Annotated in this window: 19 protein-coding genes and 1 riboswitch; of the genes, 9 read left to right on the top strand and 10 right to left on the bottom strand. The window is 67.9% G+C overall.

Annotated features, from left to right (window positions below; all coding sequences use genetic code 11):
* Positions 1-106 precede the first annotated feature (106 nt).
* On the top strand, positions 107-1,330 hold the full coding sequence (locus tag ACSZL9_RS13495; RefSeq protein WP_446666021.1) for a calcium:proton antiporter: 1,224 nt from the start codon (positions 107-109) through the stop codon (positions 1,328-1,330).
* Positions 1,331-1,466: 136 nt separating this feature from the next.
* On the opposite strand, the gene ACSZL9_RS13490 is transcribed toward ACSZL9_RS13495, so the two are convergent.
* The 4 genes from ACSZL9_RS13490 to ACSZL9_RS13475 form a co-directional block, all read right to left on the bottom strand.
* On the bottom strand, positions 1,467-2,618 hold the full coding sequence (locus ACSZL9_RS13490; protein WP_446666020.1) for a magnesium and cobalt transport protein CorA: 1,152 nt from the start codon (positions 2,616-2,618) through the stop codon (positions 1,467-1,469).
* Between the two features lie 130 nt (positions 2,619-2,748).
* On the bottom strand, positions 2,749-4,164 hold the full coding sequence (locus ACSZL9_RS13485) for a class II fumarate hydratase (protein ID WP_446666019.1): 1,416 nt from the start codon (positions 4,162-4,164) through the stop codon (positions 2,749-2,751).
* A 135-nt stretch (positions 4,165-4,299) separates the two neighbouring features.
* Positions 4,300-6,672, bottom strand: a complete 2,373-nt coding sequence (locus tag ACSZL9_RS13480) for a glycoside hydrolase family 65 protein (protein ID WP_446666018.1) — start codon at positions 6,670-6,672, stop codon at positions 4,300-4,302.
* A gap of 4 nt (positions 6,673-6,676) precedes the next feature.
* Positions 6,677-7,411 carry an HAD family hydrolase gene (locus ACSZL9_RS13475; protein WP_446666017.1) on the bottom strand — a complete coding sequence of 245 codons (735 nt, stop codon included), beginning with the start codon at positions 7,409-7,411 and terminating at the stop codon, positions 6,677-6,679.
* Between the two features lie 237 nt (positions 7,412-7,648).
* Between ACSZL9_RS13475 and ACSZL9_RS13470 the strand changes: the two genes are divergently transcribed.
* Together ACSZL9_RS13470 and ACSZL9_RS13465 are read left to right on the top strand one after the other, a co-directional pair.
* Positions 7,649-8,836: a serine hydrolase domain-containing protein gene (locus ACSZL9_RS13470; protein ID WP_446666016.1), complete on the top strand. Its 1,188-nt coding sequence runs from the start codon at positions 7,649-7,651 to the stop codon at positions 8,834-8,836.
* A gap of 10 nt (positions 8,837-8,846) precedes the next feature.
* Entirely contained in the window at positions 8,847-9,686 is an 840-nt protein-coding gene (locus ACSZL9_RS13465) for an aldo/keto reductase (RefSeq protein ID WP_446666015.1), read from the top strand.
* A 95-nt stretch (positions 9,687-9,781) separates the two neighbouring features.
* Here ACSZL9_RS13465 and ACSZL9_RS13460 read toward each other — a convergent pair whose 3' ends face one another.
* From ACSZL9_RS13460 to ACSZL9_RS13445, 4 genes are read right to left on the bottom strand one after another with little or no spacing between them, the layout of a single operon-like run.
* Positions 9,782-10,648 carry an ECF transporter S component gene (locus tag ACSZL9_RS13460; protein WP_446666014.1) on the bottom strand — a complete coding sequence of 289 codons (867 nt, stop codon included), beginning with the start codon at positions 10,646-10,648 and terminating at the stop codon, positions 9,782-9,784.
* Positions 10,645-12,240, bottom strand: coding sequence for an ABC transporter ATP-binding protein (locus ACSZL9_RS13455; RefSeq protein WP_446666013.1), 1,596 nt, complete (start codon positions 12,238-12,240; stop codon positions 10,645-10,647). The genes ACSZL9_RS13460 and ACSZL9_RS13455 overlap by 4 nt, the downstream gene beginning before the upstream one ends.
* A complete protein-coding gene (locus tag ACSZL9_RS13450) occupies positions 12,237-13,370 on the bottom strand; it encodes an energy-coupling factor transporter transmembrane component T (protein WP_446666012.1) in 1,134 nt (377 codons plus the stop codon). Before ACSZL9_RS13450 ends, ACSZL9_RS13455 begins: the two co-directional genes overlap by 4 nt.
* Positions 13,367-14,407, bottom strand: coding sequence for a hypothetical protein (locus ACSZL9_RS13445; RefSeq protein WP_446666011.1), 1,041 nt, complete (start codon positions 14,405-14,407; stop codon positions 13,367-13,369). Before ACSZL9_RS13445 ends, ACSZL9_RS13450 begins: the two co-directional genes overlap by 4 nt.
* A 79-nt stretch (positions 14,408-14,486) precedes the next feature.
* Positions 14,487-14,624, bottom strand: a riboswitch (cobalamin riboswitch).
* Between the two features lie 83 nt (positions 14,625-14,707).
* Between ACSZL9_RS13445 and ACSZL9_RS13440 the strand changes: the two genes are divergently transcribed.
* From ACSZL9_RS13440 to ACSZL9_RS13430, 3 genes are all read left to right on the top strand, one after another.
* Positions 14,708-15,346 carry a nucleoside/nucleotide kinase family protein gene (locus ACSZL9_RS13440; protein ID WP_446666010.1) on the top strand — a complete coding sequence of 213 codons (639 nt, stop codon included), beginning with the start codon at positions 14,708-14,710 and terminating at the stop codon, positions 15,344-15,346.
* Positions 15,347-15,635: 289 nt separating this feature from the next.
* On the top strand, positions 15,636-16,151 hold the full coding sequence (locus ACSZL9_RS13435) for an RNA polymerase sigma factor (RefSeq protein ID WP_446666009.1): 516 nt from the start codon (positions 15,636-15,638) through the stop codon (positions 16,149-16,151).
* Positions 16,138-17,049 (top strand): hypothetical protein, encoded by a 912-nt coding sequence (locus ACSZL9_RS13430; protein ID WP_446666008.1) that lies wholly within the window; start codon positions 16,138-16,140, stop codon positions 17,047-17,049. Before ACSZL9_RS13435 ends, ACSZL9_RS13430 begins: the two co-directional genes overlap by 14 nt.
* A gap of 112 nt (positions 17,050-17,161) precedes the next feature.
* On the opposite strand, the gene glpK (ACSZL9_RS13425) is transcribed toward ACSZL9_RS13430, so the two are convergent.
* The gene (glpK, locus tag ACSZL9_RS13425) at positions 17,162-18,661 is read right to left on the bottom strand and encodes a glycerol kinase GlpK (RefSeq protein ID WP_446666007.1); all 1,500 of its coding nucleotides are present in this window, start codon (positions 18,659-18,661) and stop codon (positions 17,162-17,164) included.
* A 42-nt stretch (positions 18,662-18,703) separates the two neighbouring features.
* Complete coding sequence (locus tag ACSZL9_RS13420; protein ID WP_446666006.1) at positions 18,704-19,465, bottom strand: IclR family transcriptional regulator; 762 nt, start codon at positions 19,463-19,465, stop codon at positions 18,704-18,706.
* A gap of 176 nt (positions 19,466-19,641) precedes the next feature.
* Here ACSZL9_RS13420 and ACSZL9_RS13415 point away from each other — a divergent pair, with 176 nt between their 5' ends.
* The 3 genes from ACSZL9_RS13415 (at position 19,642) to ACSZL9_RS13405 (ending at position 24,026) form a co-directional block, all read left to right on the top strand.
* Entirely contained in the window at positions 19,642-20,601 is a 960-nt protein-coding gene (locus ACSZL9_RS13415; protein WP_446666005.1) for an MIP/aquaporin family protein, read from the top strand.
* Between the two features lie 47 nt (positions 20,602-20,648).
* Positions 20,649-22,166: a glycerol kinase GlpK gene (gene glpK / locus ACSZL9_RS13410; RefSeq protein WP_446666004.1), complete on the top strand. Its 1,518-nt coding sequence runs from the start codon at positions 20,649-20,651 to the stop codon at positions 22,164-22,166.
* A 132-nt stretch (positions 22,167-22,298) separates the two neighbouring features.
* Entirely contained in the window at positions 22,299-24,026 is a 1,728-nt protein-coding gene (locus tag ACSZL9_RS13405) for a glycerol-3-phosphate dehydrogenase/oxidase (protein WP_446666003.1), read from the top strand.
* The last annotated feature ends 103 nt before the right edge of the window (positions 24,027-24,129 follow it).

Raw genomic sequence — 24,129 nt, 5'->3', positions numbered from 1 at the left:
GGCCCAGCGATTCCGCCCCGTATGACGCGGAATTGCCGGGCCTGTCAGTGCATCGGTGGGCCTGTCGGCAAAAACATGACCTCCGCCGCCCTGGATAATGGCGCGAGTGAACCCGACTCGACTGCGCACCGCCCTGACCCGCTGGACCGTCTGGGTTCCGATCCTGGCGCTCGTGCCGCTGCCCTTGACCTGGGGACATCACATCGGCGTCGCCTGGATCGTCATCGTCGCGGCGCTGCTCGGGGCGTCCGTGCTCGCGGCCGTGCATCACGCCGAAGTGGTCGCACATCGGGTCGGCGAACCCTTCGGGTCGCTCGTGCTGGCGGTGGCGGTGACCGTCATCGAGGTCGCGCTGATCGTGACGCTGATGGTCGGTGGTGGCCCGGACACCAACACGCTCGCACGCGACACCGTCTTCTCCGCGGCGATGATCACCTGCAACGGCATCATCGGAATCTCGTTGCTGGTTGGTGGTATTCGCCATCACACCGTGACCTTCAACGCCGAGGGCACCGGCGCCGCCCTCGCCTGCGTGCTGACCTTGGCGACCCTGACACTCGTGCTGCCGAACTTCACCACCAGCGTCCCCGGCCCGGAGTTCTCCGGGTCACAGCTCACCTTCGCCGCTGTCGCGTCACTCGCCGTCTACGGACTCTTCGTGGTGACGCAGACCGTCCGCCACCGCGACTTCTTCCTGCCCGTGCGCCGAGAGGACTACCGCCCGCTGGCACGCAACGGCGCCGGCGGTGTCACGCCGGGACGTATGTCGGAGGCGTTGGCCGCCCACGGCGCGGGCGAGAGCGTCAATGCCCTCGCCGACCTCGATGACCCCTCGACCCAGGAGTCGGAGGGTGACCACGCTCCGCCACCGAGCACGCGGGCCGCACTGCAGAGTCTGGTGTTACTGCTCGTCTCGCTCATCGCGGTGGTCGGCCTGGCGAAAGTGGAGTCCAAACCGCTGGAGGACGGCATCGCGTCGATCGGCCTGCCACAGTCGTTCGTCGGCGTGATCATCGCCCTGCTCGTCCTCGCCCCCGAGACCCTCGCGGCCGTGAATGCCGCGCGCCGCGACCGCATCCAGATCAGCATGAACCTCGGCTACGGCTCGGCGATGGCCTCCATCGGACTGACGATCCCGGTGCTTGCCGTCGCCTCGATCTGGTTGCCGACCGATCTGCACCTCGGCCTGGAGACGGTGCAGATCGTGCTTCTCGCCGTGACCGCGATCATCGGCGTGCTCACCGTCATGCCCGGACGCGCGACGCGCCTGCAGGGCGGCATACATCTGGTGCTGCTGGCGGCGTTCGTCTTCCTGGCCGCGAACCCCTAAAGGTGGTCGAGTAGGGCGAGGAACGAGCCCGTATCGAGACCTCCGACGGGTCTCGAACCTCCGAGGGTCTCGATACGGCTCGCCTAGCGGCTCGCCTACTCGACCAGCTTGGGTTGCCTACTCGACCGGCGTGGGGTCACAACCAGTTGCGCTTGCGAAAGATGATGAACAGCACGCAGCAGACCGTGAGCATCAGCGCGATCCCGAAGGGGTATCCGAACGCCCAGTGCAACTCCGGCATGTGGTCGAAGTTCATGCCGTAGATGCCGCTGATCAGTGACGGTGCGAAGAGGATCGCCGCCCACGCGGAGATCTTCTTGACCTCGTCGCTCTGCTCCATACCGGCTTCGGCGAGCCGGCGCATCTCTTCGTTCTGGGTCTGGGCGACGAGCGTGGCGTTCAGGCTGAGTATGTCGGCGAGCGTGCTGCGGAAACCGTCGACGCGCTCGACCACGCTGGTGGCGTGGTCCTGCACGTCGCGCAGGTTGCGCTGCAGTTCCTCGTCGGTGCCGTACTTGTCGAAACCGGCTTCGAGGTCACGCATGATCTGCAGCAACGGCTTGGTGGCGCGCTGCAGCTCGGCGACCTCCCGGGACAGCTCGTAGATGCGGCGCGACACGGCCGGGTCCGACTCGAAGACCTGGTTCTCGATCTCGTCGATGTCGTTCTCCAGCCCGGCGACGACCGGGGCGTAGCGGTCGACGACGAAGTCGATCATCGCGTAGAGCACGGCCTCCGGGCCACGGGCCAGGAGCTCGGGGTCGCCTTCGAGCCGCTCCCGCACCGGAGCCAGCTTCGGCCGGTCGGAATGCCGGACGGTCAGCACGAAGTCCGGGCCGATGAACAGGTGCAACTCTCCGATCTGCACCGTCTCGGAGGCATCCAAGTAGATCGCCGGGCGCAACACCGCGAAGAGCGTGTCGTCATACCGCTCGAGCTTGGGGCGCTGATGGGCGACGATCGCGTCCTCGACGGCCAGCGGGTGGAGGTCGAAAACCTCTGCCATGTCATTGATCTGGTCCTCGGTCGGGTGGAACAGACCGATCCAGGCCATCGGCTTGTCCGGCCCGCGCAGCCGGTGCATCGCCTCGCGCAACGAGTGTGGCGCCTCCACCCGTTGACCGTTGCAGTAGAGGGCCTTCTCGACCACCGACTCCTCGACCGGCACAGCGTCCTGCTCGCGTCGCGGCTGCAGGATCCGCTCGGGTGCGTCGTCGCGCGTCGACGCGTGCCGGCGGGTCGCCAGCACGTCAGTCGCTCGGAATGCGCGATTCCTCCAGTTGGGCACGCCCCGAGCCTAATGCCACCCCACCGACCGAGCGGACACCAAATGCACTCAGCGGACACGAAAATTTGGCCGCTCAGGGCCAAATTTCGTGTCCGCTCGGTCCCGATGGTGTCCGCTCGGTGAGGATGGATCAGTCGTGCGGGTGGGCCATCGCGAGCACGTCCAGCACGCGGTCGAGGTCGGCCTCACTGATCGAGCCGTTCGCCACGTGCCCGCGAGCTACGACCACTTCCCGGATGGTCTTGCCCTCCTTGAGGGACTGCTTGGCGATGGCGGACGCCTCGTCATACCCGACGTAATGGTTCAGGGGCGTGACGATCGACGGTGACGACTCGGCGAAGACCCGGCAGCGTTCGACGTTGGCGGTGATGCCGTCGATGCACCGATCCGCGAAGAGCACGCTGACATTGGCGATGAGCTCGATCGACTCCAGCAGGTTGTCGGCAATGACCGGGAGCATCACGTTGAGCTCGAAGTTGCCGGCCGCACCGCCCCACGCCACCGCGGCGTCGTTGCCGACGACCTGTGCCGCGACCTGGCAAACGGCCTCTGCCAGCACGGGATTGACCTTTCCGGGCATGATCGAGCTGCCGGGTTGTAGGTCGGGCAGGAAGATCTCGGTCAGGCCCGTGCGCGGACCGGAGCCCATCCACCGGATGTCGTTGGCGATCTTCATCAGCCCGACCACGATCGTCCGCAGCACACCGGACAGCTCGACCAGCGAGTCGCGCGCACCCTGTGCCTCGAAGTGATCCGCGGCCTCGGTGAGCGGGAGACCCAGATCCTTCGCGAGACGCGAGATCACTTCTGCGGCAAGACCTTCCGGTGCATTGATGCCGGTGCCGACGGCTGTCCCGCCGAGCGGCAGCGCACCCACCCTGGGCAGCACGCTCTCCAGCCGGACGATGCCCTGGCGGACCTGGGCGGCATACCCGCCGAACTCCTGACCGAGCGTCACCGGCGTCGCGTCCATCAGGTGTGTGCGCCCGGATTTGACCACGTCCGAGAACTCGGTCGCCTTGCGCTCCAAGGCTTCTGCGAGATGCGCAAGCGACGGCAGGAGCTGCTGCACGACCGAACGTGCAGCAGCGATGTGTATGGCGGCAGGGAACTGGTCGTTGGAGGAGAAGGGATCGTTGACGTCGTCGTTGGGGTGGACCGGTGCACCGAGCGAGTCCTGCGCCAGCGTGGCGATCACCTCGTTGGCGTTCATGTTGGACGACGTGCCCGAGCCTGTCTGGAAGACGTCGATGGGGAACTCGTCGTCCCAGGCGCCCCGTGCCACGTCGGCGGCAGCTTCCTGGATCGCGCGCGCCTTCTCGGCGGAGAGCGCGCCGTTCTCACCGCGCACGACCGCCGAGCAGCCCTTGATCGACGCCAGCGCACCGATCAGCTCCCGCTGGATGTGCTTGCCGGAGATGGGGAAATTCTCCACGGCTCGCTGCGTCTGAGCGCGCCACTTGGCGTCGGCCGGCACCTCGACCTCACCCATCGAGTCGTGCTCGATGCGGGTTGCGGGCATCGGATCGGACACCGAATCGGACATCGAATCATCCTGTGCAGTCATTGTTCTCGGCTCCCGTCGCTGTCGTGACCGAAGCCTCGAGCACCATGACCACAGCAGACTTCGGACCTACTTCGGACCTACTCAGCAAGTCTGCCACTGAGCCACGCGACGCGTTCAGCCGCCTGAACCGGCCTTCATCGGCGCTCGACCGGCCGGTTGCTCCGGTCGAGGCGTGAGTGGCTTCGCCGCCTTCGTCGCCCGCGAGGTCGGCTTGCCCGATCGCAAGGTGAACTTTCGGCCGTAGTGCTTGATGCTGGCGTGCCCGTCCGGACCGTCGACCAACTCGTAGACCGTGCGCTCGTGGGTGATCTCGACCCGGATCTTGCAACTCTGCCAGCGGATCGTGAACGCCAGCCGTTCGATGCCCTCCGGCAGCGCGGGGGCGAAGCTGAGCTGACCGTGATGATCGCGCATTCCGCCGAAACCGCACACCAGCGCGAGCCAGGCACCGGCCAGTGACGCGACGTGCACACCGTCCTTGGTGTTGTGCTCGAGGTCGTGCAGATCCATCAGCGCGGCTTCGGTCGCGTAGTCGTGTGCCAGGTCGACGTGTCCGACCTCCGCGGCGATGACCGCCTGGGTGCACGCCGACAACGACGAGTCCCGGGTGGTCAACGGCTCGTAGTAAGCGAACGCACGCGCCTTCTGCTCAGCGGTGAATTCGTCGCCGCACCAATGCATTGCGAGCACCAGGTCGGCCTGCTTGATCACCTGCCGCGGGTAGATGTCGACATATGGGTAGTGCAACAGCAGCGGGTAGCTCTTGTTGTCGTGCGTCTCCTGGAAGTTCCAGACCCGGTGCCCGGTGAAGGCGGAGTCCTGCATGTGCACGTCGCGTTCGCTGTCATAGGGCACCGCGATCGTCTCGACGGCTGTCCACCAGTCCGCGCGCTCGGCCTCGGTGACCTTGAGCTCCTTCGCCGCCTTGGGCCAGCGCTCGACGGCCTCGGCCGCGTAGCGCATGTTCCGCGCCGCCATCAGGTTGGTGTAGAGGTTGTCGTCCACGATTGCGCTGTATTCGTCCGGTCCCGTGACACCGTCGATGTGGAACCGGCCGTCGCTGCCGTGATAGCCGATGTCGGCCCACAAGCGAGCGGTCCGCACCAGCAGCGGCAGGGCGACGTCGCGGTCGAACTCCTCGTCCAACGTCCAGTAGACATAGCGCGCCGCGGCCACTGCGACGGCCGAGTTGATGTGGAAGGCTGCGGTGCCTGCCGGCCAGTAGGCCGAACACTCCTGACCGCGAATCGTGCGCCAGGGGAAGGTGATTCCCTTCAGCTTCAAAGTCTGCGCGCGCTCTTCGGCAAGGTTCGCGATCGACAGGCGCCACATCAGTGCGTCCCGCGCGGCCTGCGGCGCGGTGGCAGTCAGCACCGGCAGCACATACATCTCGCTGTCCCAGAAACAGTGCCCGTCATACCCCGGACCGGTCAGGCCCTTGGCGGGTATGGCGCGGCCCTCCGACCGGGCGCCGGACTGCAGCACGTGCCAGAGCCCGAAACGCACGGCCTGCTGGATCACCGGATCACCGTCGACCTCGACATCGGCTCCGTCCCAGAACTCGTCGAGGTAGTTGCGCTGCTCGGCGACCAGACTGTCCCATCCGGTGTGCAGCACGGCCGAGAGGGCGGCGTCCACCTGGTCCCGCAGCGCGGGCAAGGTGCGCTGCGAACTCCAGCCGTAGGCAACGAATTTCGTCAGACCGACGGTCTCGCCCGGCTGCAACTCGGTGCCGACCGTCGTGCGTGTCCAGTCGGGCTGGATGTAGGTGTTGCTGTGGAAGTCGGTCTCGGCGTGGATCTCGTGGTCGCAGGCGACCGCCATCCGCAGCTTGCTCCGCCGGGTGCGGTGGATCAGCAGGGAGCGGTTGTCGGTGTGCGAGTGCTCCTCCGGGTCCAGCGGGTCCTTCAGCGCTGCCGCGACCCGCGGATCCTTGGACGTCGTCTCGAGGTTCTCGTTGGCGACCATTTCCGACTGCATGACGATGCGCACCGGCCGGTTCACGGCTTCGACCGTGTAGCGCAGCGCGAGGATCGCGCGTTGGGTGAAGGACACCAAGCGAGTCGAGCGGATGCGCACCTGCGCTCCTGCCGGCGTCTCCCAGAGCAGGTCGCGGTGCAACAGGCCGTCCCGCAGGTCGAGGGAGCGCTCCTGATGGCGGACCACGCCGTAGCGCAGGTCGAGCGGCTGGTCATCCACGAGCAGTCGAATGATCTTGCCGTCAGTGACGTTGACGATCGTCTGCCCCTCTTCGGGGTAGCCGTAACCGGCTTCGGCATACGGCAGCGGGCGCTCCTCGTAGAACGAGTTGAGGTAGGTGCCGAGCAGTGCGTTGGGTGTCGACTCGTCGTAGTTGCCGCGGACCCCGATGTGCCCGTTCGCCAGCGCGAAGACTGACTCGGACTGGGCGAGATTGCCCGGGTGGACGCCGATCTCGCGGACTCGCCACGGCTCGACGGTGAACTCGCTCTTGGCGTTGTCGGTCATCGCGTCAGCCTTTCTGGTCGATGAGTTCGGACAGATCACGCACGACGATGTCGGCGCCGTTCTGCTGCAGCGCGTCGGCGTGACCGACCCGGTCGACACCCACCACGTAGCCGAAGCCGCCGGCGCGTCCGGCGGCGACTCCGGAGACGGCGTCCTCGAAGACAACGGCTTGATCCGGTGCGGCACCAACGAGTTTCGCGCCGGCCAGGAAGGAGTCCGGCGCCGGTTTGCCCTTTATGTGCTGCTCGGCAAGGGTCACGCCGTCGACACGTCCCTCGACATACTGACCGAGCCCGGTGACCTCGAGGACCTTCTCGGTGTTGGCACTGGAGGACACCACGATCCGACGCAGGCCCTGCTCCTGGGCGAGCTGCAGATAACGCCGGCTTCCTTCGTAGACCTCGACGCCATTGCGCTCGATCTCGTCCTGCAGCTTGTCGTTCTTGCGATTGCCCAGCCCCCAGACCGTTTCGGCGTCGCCACCGTCGTCCGGTGACCCGTCCGGCAGGTGTATGTCGCGCGACGCGAGGAAGTCACGCACCCCGTCCTGGCGTGGCTTGCCGTCGACATACTTGTTGTAGTCGTCATCGGTGAAGGGTTGAAAACCCTTGCCGTCCTTGGACTCCAGGTAAGCATCGAACATCTGCTTCCACGCCGTGCGGTGCACCCTGGCGGTGTCGGTCAGCACACCGTCGAGATCGAAGAGGCAGGTCGTGATCGAGTCCGGCAGTCCAAGCATCGAACGTTCCTTTGGCGCATCTGCACGCGTGTCGTGACGGTCCAGCATCTCTGGTGGGCTCCTGGCAGGGTAGACCGGAAGTCGTGCAGAGCACAGAAGATCCGGACGGTGTTTCCGGACCACGGCACGCCTGCCGCCCGCCGAGTGACGGCTGATCGGTCGAGTGACGGTCGAATGGCGCCGTCGCTCGGCGAGGAAGCCGTCACTGGCGGAGGGTCGGCGGCATACGCTGACCGTATGTCGCTTCCCGGAGTTGCCCGAGCGATCGATCGCGCCGTCGCCGACCGGCGCATCGCCGGTGCGGTGGTGCTCATCGCCAGGGACGGCCGGCTCGTTCATGAGCAGGCGGCCGGGATGGCCGACCTCGAGTCGCAGACCCCGATGACGCCGACCACCGTCTTCCGCCTCGCATCGGTCACCAAACCGGTCATCGCCGTCGTGACGATGCACCTGGTGGAGCAGGGAACGCTCGACCTCACCAGTCCGATCACGCGATGGCTGCCCGACTTCCGGCCCGCACTCGCCGACGGTTCGACCCCCGACATCACCGTCGACCACCTGCTCACCCACACCGCGGGACTCAGCTATCGGATGCACGAGCCGCCCGGCAGCGACTACGACACGCTGCGCGTCTCCGATGGCCTGGACCGGACCTCGTTGACGCTGCAGGACAACCTCGCCCGCATCGGTCAAGCCCAGTTGCGCAGCGTCCCCGGCACCGAATTCCGTTATTCCGTGGCGTATGACGTGCTCGGCGGCGTCATCGAGGCCGCGACCGGCAGCACGTTGCCGCGAGCCGTGCACGAGATCGTCAGCGGTCCACTGCAACTGCACAGTTTCGACTTCGCGGTCGGTGAGCGGGCACAGGTGGCCACGGCATACAGCGACGGACTCAGCCCCATCACCGATGAGCCGATTTCCAACGACGTCAACGTTGTTCGCTACTCCCCCGAGCGGATCTTCGACCGCTCGCAGTGGCCGTCCGGCGGAGCGGGCGCGGCCGCCAGCGCACCCGACGTCCTGCGCTTCCTCAACACCGTCGCACTCGGTGGCGCCCCGATCCTGCACTCCTCCACGGTCACCGAGATGTATGCCGCGCGGATCGGGCGGCAGCTGACTCCGGCGGTGCGCGACTCCTTCGCGCGTGGCTGGGCGGTGACCTCTCCGGACACCAGCCCGCTCTACGGCCTGCCGCTGGACGCAGTGCACTGGGGCGGTGCCTACGGGCACTCCTGGGCCATCGACCCGGCCACCCGCACGGTCGTGGTGGCGCTCACCAACACCACGCCGGAGGGCACGTCGGGTGCTTTCCCCTCCGACGTGGCGCGTGCCGCCTTCCTCGACCTGGCGAGCGGCACCGGCGACTTCAGCGACAACACAGGCGACAACACCGCTGGCGATGGCGCGACGGGCGGCCCCGCGTAACGTTGGCTCGATGAGCAGCCTTCCGACATACACCCTGAATGACGGCACGACCCTGCCCGCAATCGGTTTCGGCACTTACCCGCTCAGGGACGACGACGGCACCGCGGCGATCGAGAGCGCGCTCACCGCGGGATACCGATTGCTCGACAGCGCAGTCAATTACGAGAACGAAGCCGAGGTCGGTGATGCGTTGCGCCGGTCGGGCATCCCGCGCGACGAGGTGCAGATCCAGACCAAGATCCCCGGGCGCCACCACGGGTATGACGAAGCGCTGGAGTCGATCCGGACCTCGCTGGAGACACTGCAGCTCGACCGCATCGACGTCCATCTCATCCACTGGCCGAACCCCAGCGTCGACAAGTACGTCGAAGCGTGGAAGGCGCTGGTCACCGCGCAGCAGGAGGGCCTGGTGACAACCATCGGTGTCTCCAACTTCACTGCTGCACAACTGGATCGCATCATCGACGCGACCGGCGTGACTCCGGCGGTCAATCAGATCGAGCTGCACCCCTACTTCCCGCAGGACGAGATGCGCAAGGTCAACGCGGAGCTGGGCATTCAGACCGAGGCGTGGAGCCCCATGGGCAAGCGGCAGGCGCCCTTCGACGAGCCGCCGGTCGCCGACGCGGCGCGCGCCCACGACGTGACACCGGCCCAGGTCATCCTGCGGTGGCATCACCAGCTCGGCAGCCTGCCGTTGCCGAAATCGGCCACGCCGGGGCGGCAGCGGTCCAACATCGACATCTTCGGTTTCGAGCTGTCCGAGGCGGAGATGAACGCCATCACCGGCCTCGGCCGCCCGGACGGACGACTCTTCGGCGGCGACCCCAACACCCACGAGGAGATGTAAGTTCACCCCACGAAGTTCTCCTCCGCTTCGCTCCCCCGATACTTCGCGGGGACCCCGAATCCGCACCCCGCGAAGTTCTCCGCGGGGGGCCACTCTCAGTGCGGGTCGTATGACGCGCGCCGTGCGGCGCGGCGCAGCACGACGAGCACCGGTCGGCCCAGCAGGGCGATGGCCAGGGCGTTGGTGATCGCGCGGCCGGTGTCCCAGCCGCCCGTCGACGTGACGAGGGTGTAGATGCCGAAGCGGTGCAAGTTCTCCAGCAGCGAATCGCCCGGAACATACGCGAGATTCGCGTGTCCGGAGATGTCCGTCCCGGCGAGGAACGGCCAGCTGTAGAGGTTCATCAGCAACCCGAAGAGGTATGCCGCGACGATGCCGTAGCCGATCAGCATCACCACCTCACGGGTGCCGCGCACGCGCCGCGGCAGCAGCCCGGCGCCCATCCCGATCCACGCCGAGCAGAGCATCTGGAAGGGCAGCCAGGGCCCGACGCCGGCAGTGATCAGTGCGGACGCGAAGAGCGAGGTGCACCCGAGCACGAAACCGAAGCCCGGTCCGAAGACGCGTCCGGCCAGGATGAGCAGGAAGAAGACTGTCTCGACGCCACCGGTGCCGCCACCGGTCGGTCGCAGCGCGGCATCGACCGCCGACAGCACGCCCAACAGCGCCAGGGCCTTGGAATCCATTCCCCCGTCTGCGAATTCGGCGAGCACGACGAAGACCAGCAGCGGCAGCGTGATCGCAAAGATGATCGGGGCGTCGGTCACGTGAGCAGCGTCGGTCCCGCTGTGCTGGGTCAACAGCGGCCAGCAGAACATCGCCAGGCCGGCGATGCTGATCAGGACCAGCACCAGGGCGGACCGGGACCGGATCGGGACCGCGCGCCGACTCAGCGCCGCGACGAAGTCTCCCTGACCGTCACCGTCGCCTCGGGGCGTTGCCGGATCGGTGACCTGTTTCACGACGTGCCCTCTGGCAGCACAGCAGCCACGTCGTCCACCGTCAGGAACTCCTGCGGCGCCAGGACTTTCGCGACCTGGGGCGCGAAGATCGGCGACGCGGCGACGACGTCAGCGGTCGGTCCGTCCGCGATGATCTCCCCCTCGGCCAGCACGACCACCCGGTCGGCCAGGCGCGCGACGAACTCCACGTCGTGTGTGGTCACCAGCACCGCTCGCCCGTCGCGGGCCAGCGAGTCCAATTGGTCGGCCAGCAGCATCTTGGCCGTGTAGTCCAGCCCGCGGGTCGGCTCGTCCAGCAACAGCACTCGCGGCCGCCCCGCCAGCTGTATAGCGAGCACCAGCGAAAGTCGTTGCCCCTCGGACAGATCGCGCGGATTGTGGTCGTCGGCGATGCCCGGCGCGAGCTCGTCGAGGAGCTGCCGGGCACCCGGGCCGGCGGTCGCGCACTCCTCACCCACGGTCTCCAGATAGAGCAGGTCGCCAGGAGTCTGCGGGACGAGCGCGACCGGCGCCGGACCGTCGTCGGCGCGCCGCTTGCCGCTCTTCGACGCCGTTTCGACCCCGTCGATCAGCACCGAGCCGGCACTGCGCCGGCCACTGCCCTGCAGCGCCCACATCAGCGACGACTTGCCGGATCCGTTGCGTCCCATCAGGGCGGTGACGGTGCCGGCGTGCAGCTCCAGGTCGACCTCCCGGACGGCGATCCGCTCGGCATACCGGACGGTGACGCCCTTCGCCTGCAGCGCGACCTCGCCCGCCGGTCGGGTGCGCGGCGTGGGATCGGGCAGCCGGCCGCGCAACGGACGCGCCGCACGGCGCGCGTCTCGGACCGACAACGGCAGCGGCGACCAGGAGCACAGCCGGCCCAGCTCCACCACCGGCGGGGCCACCGGCGCGTCGATCATCATCGTCGCGGGATCACCGTTGCGCACGAGCCCGCCGGCGGTCAGAGCGACCACCGAATCGGCATACTGCACAGCTCTTTCCAGCCGGTGCTCAGCCATGACGACTGTCGTGCCGAGGTCGTGCACGAGACGCGTGATGGCCGCGAGCACCTCCTCGGCCGAGCCGGGGTCCAGCGCGGAGGTCGGCTCGTCGAGCACCAACACTTTGGGCGCAGTGACCAGTGCGGCGGCGATCGCGACGCGCTGCTGCTGCCCGCCCGACAGCGTCATCAGCGCGCGACGGCGCAGCTCCGCGATGCCGAGCAGATCCAGGGTCTCCTCCACGCGCTTCCGCATGATCGCCGGAGACACGCCCAATTGCTCCATTCCATAGGCGATTTCGTCCTCGACGGTGTCTGCGACGAAGCCGGCGACAGGGTCCTGACCAACCCGGCCGACCACGTCGGCCATCTCCCGCGGCGGGTGATCCCTGGTGTCCAGGCCCGCGACGGTGACGTGCCCGGACAACCTGCCGCCGGTGAAGTGCGGCACGAGCCCGTTGATCGTCCCGAGCAGCGTGGACTTGCCGACGCCGGTGCGGCCGACGACCAGCGCCAGCTCCCCCTCGTCGATGTGCAGGTCGACGTCTGCCAGCTCGGGGGCAGTCGCCTCGTCATACTGCACGGACACCTTGCGCAGCTCGATCATGCCGCCACCTCCTCGGTCTGCTTCGACTCGATCCCATCCGGCCCACCCGACCCATCCGGTATGACGCTGGGCGGCGACACCACCGCAGCGACCAGCCCGACCACCGCGGCGACCAGTGGCAACAGGTCCACCACGGGCCAGACCGCGGGTGTCGTCGACGGGTTCAGGTGTGCCGGAGCGTATTTCGTCGCTGCGATCATCAACGCACCCGACAGCAGACCACTCACCGCGACGGCCGCAGCTATCAGGTCGAAAGGATCAGGTCGATACCGCGTGACGGTGCGCTCCCGGGAGGAGAACGCCAGTCCTGCAGCGGCCAGCGCGACACCGACCACGAAGGCCGGCCAGCGGAAGATCGCCGGCGAGTGCTCGTCCAGCACACCGAAGATCCCGATGCACAGGGCGATCAGCCCGACGACGGTCAGCACACCGAGCACCCGCCGGCTGCGCTCCGGCGTCGCCCCGCGACGCCCGTATCCGCGCGAGTCCATCGCCGCCGCGAGGTGCAGCGACCGGTCCAGTGCGTCGGCGAGCACCGGGATCATGATCCGACGGACCAGATGCCACTTGCCGCCGTCGCTGTCCGACCGCAGCCGTTGTGCCCGCCGCACCCGGCGCAGGCTGTCGGCGATCTGCGGGAAGACCGACACCGCGACGACGACCACCGTGCCGATGTCGTAGAGCGCGATCGGCACGACCTTCAGCAGCCGCTTCGGGTTGGCCAGCGAGTTGGCCGCACCGATGCAGATGATCATGGTCGCGAGACGCAGTCCGTCATACAGGCCGTCGAGGATGTCGGACAGGTGCACCGGCCCCAGCAAGGTGATCCCGGCCGCCCAGTCCGGCAACGGGATCTCCGGCAGGTCGAGCACCACCGGTCCGCCACCGGCCGCGCCGAGGAAACACCGGAACGCCACGCGGATCAGCACCACGAACGCCCCGAGCAGCAGATAGACGCGCAGCGACCGCGCCCACGGTGCGTTGCCGCGCCGGAGCACCACGACGAAACATGCGACACCGACCAGCAGCAACAGCAGCAGCGGGTTGGTGGTGAAGGACGCCGCAACAGCCAGCCCGATCGCCCAGAGCCACCAGGCGACGGGGTGCACAGAAGTGGGTAGCCGGCTCACCCCAGGTTGCGCTTGCGGATGATCGCGACCACGCCACCGCCGATGGCCAGCGCGCCGAGGACTCCGCCGCCGACCACGGTCGTCGCGTTGATGCCCGAGGAGTCCTTCTTGGAGTCCTTGATCAGGTCGTCGCTGTTGGCGACCGGGCCGCCGGCTGCGTTGGTGCCTGCGCCCGATGAGGCGCCCGTGGCGGCGCCGGCGGACGAGCTGGCCGACTTGCTCGATGAGCTGCTCGAGGAGTGCGAGGCCTTCGCCTTCTTGCTCTTCGCAGCCTTCGACTTGGCCGCGGCCTTCGAGGCGGCGGCCTTGCTCTTGCCGGCCTTGCCCTTCGCTGCCGCGGACTTGGCCGCCTTGCTCTCGGCAGCCTTGCCGGACGCGGTCGACTTCGCCTCGGAGCCACCGCCCGCGTCTCCGGCGGTGCTGGTGCTGGTGCCCGGTGCCGGGTCGTGCTTCGGCGCGGTCGTGGTCGTATGACGCGGCGGCTGCGTGGTGGTGGTCGCGGGCGGCGACGTCGGCTCGGACGGTCGCGTCGGTGCCTTGCCCGGCGCGACCGTGGAGCCCTCGCTGAACGACCAGCCCTCGAACCCGCCCGGGATGACCTGGCTGGTCGACAGGCCCTTCTGGCTGAAGCTCCACGACCCGCCGTTGGGGGCCTGCCAATAGCTCCAGAAGGCCTTGGTCGGAGGCATCCGCGCGCACGACTCGTGGTAACCGCCCGGCAGCTCCTGCGTCGCAGTCGGCTTGCCGTAGATCCGGCACGCCACCGACAGGCCGACGTCCCTGGTGCCTTCCACCGGGATCCCGGCCGCCTGCAGCGCATCCAGGCCGCTCGCTCCGCTCCCGACCGGCGAGCACCGGATCGCCACGCCACCGCCGAGCCCGCGGAAGTCGACCACGACGGTGACCCCGGAGCTGGTCTTGCAGTAGCCGTTGTAGGCCTCCGCGTGTGCGGGCGCGGCCGATCCGACATACGCGAAGGTGGTCGCCGATGTGGCGAGCGCGAGAGCGGCGGCGGTGCGCACCGAGCGGCTGGGCATGACGGGTGTGGGTCCTTTCGTGTCAGGACTTCCACGCGTGCGACACGATCTCGCCCGCGACTGCAGTCCACGACAGTCGATCCGGTTGACGGGTGGCGCAGGTATTCCGACTCGTGACCCGTTGGTCACTCACGGCTGCGGGACAGCGCCGGATTTGCACCGGCTTCCCCTGCTCGCACCTGGACGCCCTCGACGGACGCCACCCACGAGATTAGCAGCGTCCGAGGGTGCCTCCGGACACTCGCTGCGGCTTGTGCAGTCAACTTGTGCAGTGCGCCCGTATGCCGCAGAGTCTCGCGAGTGACCCAGCCCTCTCTCGACCTCGACGCAGCACTGCGCACCCTCGTGGACCTGTCCGCCACGCATGACCGAGTCGTCGTCGGCCTGACCGGCCCGCCGGCCACCGGCAAGTCCACCGCGGCCGACCTGTTGGAGCGCGGATGCCGCGAGCGCGGCCTGCGGACCGTTGTGGTGCCGATGGACGGGTTCCACCTCGCCCAGGCCGTGCTCGACGAACGCGGTCTCGGGCCGGTCAAGGGCGCGCCGCACACCTTCGACGCCGACGGTTATCTCACGCTGCTGCAGCGCATTCGGCGCGATCACGACCGGACCGTGTGGGCGCCGGCGTTCGACCGGTCGCTGGAGGAGCCGATCGCGGGCTCCATCGCCGTCGCGCCGGACACGCAGGTCGTGCTCACCGAGGGCAACTACCTGTTGCTGGACGAGTCCCCGTGGCGCGAACTGCCCGGACTGCTGGACTCCGTCTGGTATGTCGACACCCCCGACCCGCTACGCCAGGACCGGCTGATCCAGCGGCACCGTCGATACGGCCGCAGCCGGGCCGAGGCCGCGGAGCGGGCACTGGGCACCGACGAGCGCAACGCCGAGTTGGTGCGCTCCACCCGGCACCGCGCCGGCGCCATACTCCTGCTGCCGTGAGCATGTGACCGATCCCACGCGGGCGAATGCCGTCTGCCGCGGCCCGCGAGGCAACCTTCGCGCCCGTGATGCGTCTTCCCACCATGAGGCGCAACGCGTATGTCGACGAGCGGCAGCCGGGCCTCGGCTCACCGCGACGAGGCGTTCCCTCATCGAGCGATGACTGGTTAGGGTCTGGGCGAGGGGTTGACGTGCCGTGACACTCACTGCACCTGCCGTGTATGCCGAGAGGCCGTATCGCTTGGGAGGTCCGATCCATGACTCCGGGTCGACCGCTGCCCATGAAGCGATGACGGACGACGACACGGTCGACCTGGCCGAGCTCTATCGAACGCACCATCTGCAGATGGTGCGGCTCGCGCGGCTGCTCGTGGACGACATGGCCAGCGCCGAGGACGTGGTGCAGGACGCCTTCCTCGGGATGCACCGCAACCGTGCGGCGCTGCGCGACTCACGCGCTGCTGTCGGTTACTTGCGTCGGGCCGTGGTCAACCAGTCCCGCTCGATGCTGCGCAGGCGGCGCACCGTGCGCGCGCACCTGAAGGTCGCCGAGCCGGAGATCGCACCACCGGCGGACACCGATGTGCTGCTCTCCGAGGAGCATCAGGAGGTGCTGCGGGCGGTCGACCAGCTGCCGCCACGGCAGCGTGAGGTGCTCGTGCTGCGCTACTGGTCGGACATGTCCGAGGCGGAGATCGCCGAGGCGCTCGGCATCAGCAAGGGGACCGTGAAGTCACAGGCGAGTCGTGCGATGGCGACTCTGGGCACGATCATGCAGGGAGGCGACAACGATGCATCCGTCTGATCACGATGACGACAAGACCGACACGACCGATCTCGAGCGTCGCCTGCGGGAGGCGTTCAGCGCGAAGGCCCTGCAGATCTCCGACGCGGACCTGGACCGCGAGCGCGAGGAGGAGGTGGTTGCGGCACTGAGTGAGCAGCGTCGCGGTCACCGGGCGACCCGCTGGTTCGCGGGCGTCGGTGCCGCCGCGGCCGCTGCTGCGATCGTCGGCATCACCTTCGTCGGCCTACAGGACAGTGGGCACCCGGAGATCATCGACGGGCTGCCGCCGGCCAGCACGACGTCGTCGCCGGCAACCGCATCCGGCAACAGCCCGGCCACGTCGTCGTCCACGTCACCGACGTCTGCGCCGCAGACCGCGACCGGCAAGACAATGCGCCCCAACCAGCAGAGCGGCGCGCAGCCATCCCTGCCGCAGTCGAGTGCGGCCACCGGGCCGTCCACGGCGCCGTCCAGCGCCACCGGCTCGACCGCGCCGAGCAGCAGTGCGATGTCCGGCGCGACCGGCCCGACCGCTTCGAGCAGTCCGCCGAGCCGCGCGTCGAGTGAGTCGATGACGCTCACCGCGCGGCAGCCTCCGATGTTGCCTGCCGGTCTGCCGCAGGCCAGCCCGCTCGGCGACCAGGAGTATGTCGGGGCCGTCCCGCTGCGCGACCCGTCCGGCGGCTCGCTGCGGGAGCTCTCGATGCCGTCCGGCACCAAGTGGGAGCGCACGGCCGAGAGCGGCAACAGCCTGACCGTCCGGATCACCGACCTGCCGACCGACATCGAGGCCTATTGGCAGCAGACGCTGCCAGGTCAGGGCTGGGTCCGCAGCGGGGGCGGCTGGAGCTTCCCCCACACCGGCTACACGGTCAGTGCGATCACCGACAAGGGCAGCTTCACCGTCACCTGGTAACACCCATTTTCGCCAGTGACGGCTTCCTCGCCGAGTGACGGTTGTATGGCGCCGTCAGTCGGCGATCTCGCCGTCACTCGGCGGCGAGGTGGCCGACCTGTCGCTCGAGCGGTCAGGCGTTGTCCTGCAATGCACGCTTGATGCCGGATCGCCAAGCGCCACGCTGCATTTCGCGCATCTCAGGTGACATCTGCGGATCCCATTGACCGGCACGGTGCCAGTTGCGGCGGAGCACGCGGATGTCGGACCAGTAGTCGACCGCCAGGCCGGCGAGGTATGCCGCACCCAGGCTGACGGTCTCACTCATCGTCGGACGCACGACCGACACGTCGAGCACGTCTGCGACCATCTGCATCATCAGGTGGTTGGCCGTCATACCGCCGTCAACACGCAATGATTTCAACGGAACTCCGCTGTCGGCGGTCATTGCCTCCACCACATCACTGGTCTGCCAGGCACACGACTCGAGCACCGCCCGTGCCAGGTGTCCGGCCGTGACGAAGCTGGTGAGCCCCGCGATCACACCGCGCGCGTTCGAGGACCAGTAGGGCGAGAAGAGCCCGGTGAACGCCGGCACGACGACGCAGCCCCCGCTGTCGTCGACGGTCCGGGCAAGCGTCTCGATCGCCGGCGCGGTGTCAATCAGCCCGAGCCCGTCACGGACCCACTGCACGAGGCCGCCGGCCACGGCGATCGAGCCTTCCAGCGCGTAGGCCTTCGAGCCGTCGCCGAGCTGATACGCGACGGTCGGCAACATCCCGTGTGTCGAGCTGACGATCTCGTCGCCCGTGTTCATCAGCAGGAAGGCACCGGTGCCATAGGTGCACTTGGCCTCGCCGGCCTCGAAGCATGTCTGACCGAAGAGCGCGCCCTGCTGGTCACCGACCGCTGCAGCGACCGGGACGCCGGCGAGCGCACCGGTCGCCATACCTATGACGCTCGACGACGGCACGATGCGCGGCAGGATCGACTCGGGAATGTCGAAGAAGTCGAGCAACTCCGAATCCCACTGGAGTCTCTCGAGATTCATCAACAACGTACGGCTGGCGTTGGTCACATCCGTGACGTGTATGCCGCCGTCCACCCCTCCGGTCAGGTTCCAGATCAGCCAGGTCTCCATGGTGCCCACCAACAGGTCGCCACGTCGGGCACGCTCCCGCAGGTCCGGCCGGTCCTTCATCAACCACGCCAGGCGCACCGCGGTGAAGTAGGAGGCGGGCGGGATGCCGGCGCGTTCGCGGAAGAAGCCCGCTCCGGGATCGGCCAGCAGTTGCTCGGCGGACGCACGGGTGCGGGTGTCCTGCCAGACGATCGCCGGACACACCGGGCGGCCGGTGACCCTCTCCCACAGCACGAAGGTCTCGCGCTGGTTGGCCACACCCACAGCGGCCACGTCCGCGACCGATATGCCCAGGTCCGCGAGCGCCTCCGGTATGACGCGGCGGGTGTTGTGCCAGATCTCCGCCGCGTCGTGCTCGACCCAGCCGGGCTGCGGGAAGATCTGCCGGTGCTCGCGCTGCCCCATGCCGGCGAGGCGCCCGTGCTGGTCGAAGACCATGGCCCGCGTCGAGGTCGTGCCCTGGTCGATGCTCACGACATACTTCGCGCTCATCTGTGTACCTCCTCGAAACTGGCGCAGAACTTCGTGGGGTGACTACCAGCGCCTGGCCATCAGTGCGTGGCTGGTGCCGCGAGCGGCCTCGTCCAGCGTGCGGAGAATGTCCTGCCGCGCCCGGCGTGCGGGGGTGAGCACCTGCTCGATCGTGCCGCGCACCCCGAGGGCCGCGACAACGACTCCGCCGTGGCTGCGCACCGGCACCGCCACGCCGGAGCTGTCGGAGCGGGTGCAGATCGCGAAACCGTGGCGGCGGGCGCGGGTGATCTCGTCCCGGAATTTATCGTCGCCCGCCGCCCCGCCGCGTTTTTGCAGCCCGTCGAGGACCTGTCCACCGATCGGACTGAGTGCCAGCAGCACCTTGCCCTCCGCCGCGGACTCGAGGTCGACGACGTCGCCGATCTCGACCCGTTGTGGCGCGTTCGACGCGCTGAAGACGTGGTGTGCGATCAGCCCGGTGACGATCCGTGCCGCCGGTGCGTCGGGTAGGACCACCAGCCGCGTCGCCAGCCGGGTGCGCGCTGCCAAGCCGTCCACCCAGTTTGTCGCTCGCGAGCGCATTTCGTTGATATCCATGGGTTTTGGGCGTTCTTCGAACGTCTCGGGCGTCAGCAGATATACGCCCGTGACGGTGTCCTGCTCGACGAATCCGACCTCGACGAGAGTCCGCAGGAGGCCGTGAACGGTGCTCTTGTGAAGCCCCAGCGCGTCGGACAGGTCCCCCAGGGCACGCCCGTGACCGACCCGAAGCAAGCGCAGGATCGCCGCCGCCCGCTCGACCGATTGCACGCTGCCCGGCATACCCACGAGCGTAGGACCGGACAGCTGGTTCGACAATGTCGAACGACGAGCAACCCTGCCTCTCCGGCCCGACCTACGTTGATGCTGCGCAAGCGATTTGTGACTCTCCTCACATCATCGAAAGGCAGGCCCATCATGAGACGACCAGGTTTCCACCCACCCGCCGAGGTGACGCGATGAGCGCCGTGACCGAACCGCTGAAGCGCGGGTGGGGACTCAAACAGATGGGCGGCCTGTGGGGTGAGTGCGCAGCCGAGTTCCTCGGCACCTGCGTCCTGATCCTCTTCGGTGACGGCGTCGTCGCCATGGCGGTCGCCGCCCTCCCCGGCTCCGGTCGAGCCGAGAACGCCACGACCATCTTCCTCGCCTCCGGCGACTGGTTGCTGATCACGTGGGGCTGGGCCTTCGCGGTCTGCTTCGGCGTCTACATCGCAGGTGGCGTCACCGGCGCGCACCTCAACCCAGCCGTCACCCTCGCGTTCGCCGTACGTCGCAAGTTCCCCTGGCGCAAGGTCGCGCCCTACTGGGGCGCTCAACTCGTCGGCGCCTTCGTCGGAGCCGCGCTGGTCTGGTGGAACTATCACGACTCCATCAACGCCTACGACAAGGCGGCGGCCAAGGGCGGAGCCGAGTTGGTCAGCGGCCACACGAACGCGACGTTCTCGATCTTCGCGACCTTCCCGTCACCTGCCTTCAACGGGTCGATGTGGGGTCCGCTGCTCGACCAGATCATCGGCACAGCACTGCTCCTGCTGTGCATCGCCGCCGTGGTCGACGCGAAGAACACCATCGTCAAGGCAAACCTCGGGCCGCTGATCATCGGCTTCTCCGTCGCCGCGATCGGCATGAGCTTCGGAGCGAACGCCGGTTATGCGATCAACCCCGCGCGTGACCTCGGCCCGCGTGTCCTGGCCTACTTCGCCGGATTCGGTGAGTTGGCACTACCCGGCACATTGCACGGGCCGGGCGGCTTCACCGGCTACATGTGGGTGCCCATAGTTGGCCCACTGATCGGTGGAGTGATCGGCATCGTGGTCTACGACCTGTTCATCGGGAAGGCGCTGGCAGCACGCGAAGCGCTCGGTGCACCAGAGGAAGCGCCGGAGCAGGTGCCACCGATCGACGACGCCGAGTAGTCGTCCCACCCGACAATGAACATCAGCAACAATTCTCAGGAGGCACCATGCCCGACTTCGTAGGGGCCCTGGACCAGGGCACGACGAGCACCCGCTTCATGATCTTCGATCATGGCGGCAACGAGATCGCCAAGCGGCAGCTCGAGCACGAGCAGATCATGCCGGAGGCCGGCTGGGTGGAGCACAGCCCGCTGGAGATCATCGACCGGACCCGCACCGTCATGGGCGCGGCTCTGGCCAACGCCAATCTGCAGGCATCCGACCTGGATTCGATCGGCATCACCAACCAGCGAGAGACGACGGTCGTCTGGAACAAGAAGACCGGCCGCCCCTACTACAACGCGATTGTGTGGCAGGACACCCGCACCGACAAGATCGCCTCTGCACTCGAACGCGAGGGCAAGGGTGACGTCATTCGGCAGAAGGCCGGCATCCCGCCGGCGACCTATTTCTCCGGCGGCAAGATCAAGTGGATGTTGGAGAACGTCGACGGGCTCCGGCAGGCGGCCGAGGCCGGTGACGCCATCTTCGGCAACACCGACTGCTGGGTGCTGTGGAACCTCACCGGTGGCACCGACGGCGGTGTGCACGTCACCGACGTGACCAACGCCAGCCGCACCATGTTGATGGACCTGGAGACGCTGGACTGGGACGACGAGTTGCTGTCGTTCTTCGACATACCACGCTCGATGCTGCCGGAGATCCGGCCCAGCTCCGACCCGAATTACTACGGTATGACGCTGCGCAGCGGCCCGATCGGCGGCGAGGTCCCGCTCTGCGGCGACCTCGGCGACCAGCAGGCAGCCACCGTCGGCCAGGTGTGCTTCTCCCCCGGCGAGGCGAAGAACACCTACGGCACCGGCAACTTCCTGCTGATGAACACCGGTGAGGAGATCGTCCGCAGCAAGAGCGGACTGCTCACCACACCGGCGTACAAGTTCGGCGACAACAAGCCGGTCTATGCGCTGGAGGGCTCCATCGCGGTGACCGGCAGCGCGGTCCAGTGGCTGCGTGACCAGCTCGGCATCATCTCCGGCGCCGCCGAGACCGAGCAGCTCGCCCGGCAGGTGAAGGACACCGGCGGGATGTATTTCGTTCCGGCGTTCTCCGGGCTCTTCGCCCCCTACTGGCGCTCGGACGCACGCGGCGCGATCGTCGGTATGTCGCGCTTCAACACCAACGCGCATCTCGCCCGGGCGACGCTCGAATCCATTTGCTACCAGAGCAAGGACGTCGCCGACGCGATGGAGAAGGACTCCGGCGTCAAGCTCGACGTGCTCAAGGTCGACGGCGGCGTCACCGCCAACAGCCTGTGCATGCAGTTGCAGGCCGACATCCTCGGCGTGCCGGTCTCCCGACCGGTCGTCGCGGAGACCACGGCGCTGGGTGCGGCATACGCGGCGGGTCTGGCGACCGGCTTCTGGAACAACACCGACGAGTTGCGACAGAACTGGAACGAGGACCAGCGCTGGTCGCCGGAGTGGGACGCCGAGCAGCGCTCCACCGGGTATGCCGGCTGGCAGAAGGCCGTGCAGCGCACGCTCGACTGGGTCGACGTCGAGTAGCAGGAGGTTGAGCCTGTCGAGGCCACCCGGCCTCGACAGGCTCAACCACCACACCCCCGACAAGCCAGACCAGCACATACCTAAGGTGGACAACACCGGCGGTCAGACGCCCGGAAGCCAGGAGGAATTTTCATGGTGATGCAGCCCAACAGCGCCCGGCTCGGACCGGAGGAACGCGAACAAGCCTGGAAAGACTTGCAAGAGCGCGAGTTCGACGTGCTCGTCATCGGCGGTGGGGTCACGGGCGCCGGTGCTGCCCTGGATGCGGCAACCCGCGGGCTGCGCACCGCGCTGGTCGAGTCGCGTGACTTCGCCAGCGGCACGTCGTCACGCAGCAGCAAACTCTTCCACGGCGGGCTGCGCTATCTCGAGCAGATGAACTTCGGCCTCGTCGCAGAAGCGCTGCGGGAGCGCGAGCTCATGCTGACGACGATCGCCCCACACCTGGTGCACCCGGTGTCGTTCCTCTATCCATTGTCACACCGCGGATGGGAACGCCCTTATGTCGCAACGGGTTTGGCGATGTACGACCAGATGGGCGGCGCTCGCTCGGTGCCGCGCCAGAAGCACCTCACCCGTGGTGGTGCGCTCAAGCTCTTCCCGAGCCTGAAATCAGACGCACTGGTCGGCGCGGTGCGTTACTACGACGCGCAGGCCGACGACGCCCGGCACACGATGACGGTCGCGCGCACCGCCGCTCACTACGGCGCGGTCCTTCGCACGTCGACCGAGGTCGTCGAGATCGTCAAGGAGGCGGACCGGGTCGTCGGGGCCGTGGTCCGCGACGTCGAGACCGACGAGCGGATCACCGTCCGCGCCAAGGTCGTCGTCAACGCCACCGGCGTCTGGACCGACGACGTCCAGCGGATGAGCGGCGGCCGGGGGCGCTTCCGGGTGCGCGCGTCGAAGGGCGTGCACATCCTGGTGCCGCGGGACCGGATCGCCGGTGAGGTCGGGCTGATCCTGCGCACCGAGAAGTCGGTGCTGTTCGTCATACCGTGGGGACAGCAGTGGCTGATCGGCACGACCGACACCGACTGGACCCTCGACCTGGCACACCCCGCCGCGACTGCGTCGGACATCGAATACCTTCTGGAGCATGCCAATACGGTGCTCGCGACACCGATCACCAAGGACGACATCCTCGGTGTGTATGCCGGCCTCCGGCCGCTGCTCGCCGGTGAGAGCGAGGACACCAGCCAGTTGTCACGTGAGCACGCCGTCGCGCGGCCGCAACCCGGCCTGGTCTCGATCGCGGGCGGCAAGTACACGACCTACCGGGTGATGGCCAAGGACGCGATCGACATTGCCGGCAAGGACATCGGCGAGATCAAGGAGTCGGTCACCGACCGGGTGCCGCTGGTCGGTGCCGACGGGTATGCCGCCATGCGCAACCTCACTCATGAGCTGTCCGAGCAGACCGGCTTGCCGCCGTGGCGGATCGAGCACCTGCTCAACCGATACGGATCGAAGCTGGACGAGCTGCTCGCCCTCGCGGCGGAGGACTCGACGCTGCTGGAGCCGGTCGAGTCCGCGGAGACCTACCTGCGGGTGGAGTTGAAATACGCGGTGACGCACGAGGGAGCGCTGCACCTCGCGGACGTGCTCGCGCGCCGCACCCGGATGTCGATCGAGACCAAGCACCGCGGTGTCGACGCGGCGCAGGAGGCCGCGGACATCATGGCGCCGGTGCTCGGCTGGGACGACGCGACCAAGCAAAGGGAGATCGAGACCTACACCGAGCGCGTCTCAGCCGAGCGGGCCTCGCAGGAGCTGGACACCGACACCGAGAGCGACGCGGCCCGCCTGCGTGCCCCTGAGATGCGCCAGGGCCTGCGCCGGGTGACCGCCACCACGTAGCACAAGCTGGTCGAGTGCCGGGGGACACCGCAGAGCCGCTCGGACCGCCGAGCCGCTCGCTACTGTCGCGAGTTATTCGCCACTTCCCGACGATTTCGGCGAA

Source organism: Flexivirga sp. B27 (assembly GCF_052905685.1).
This window is presented reverse-complemented; position numbering and strand designations above follow the sequence as displayed.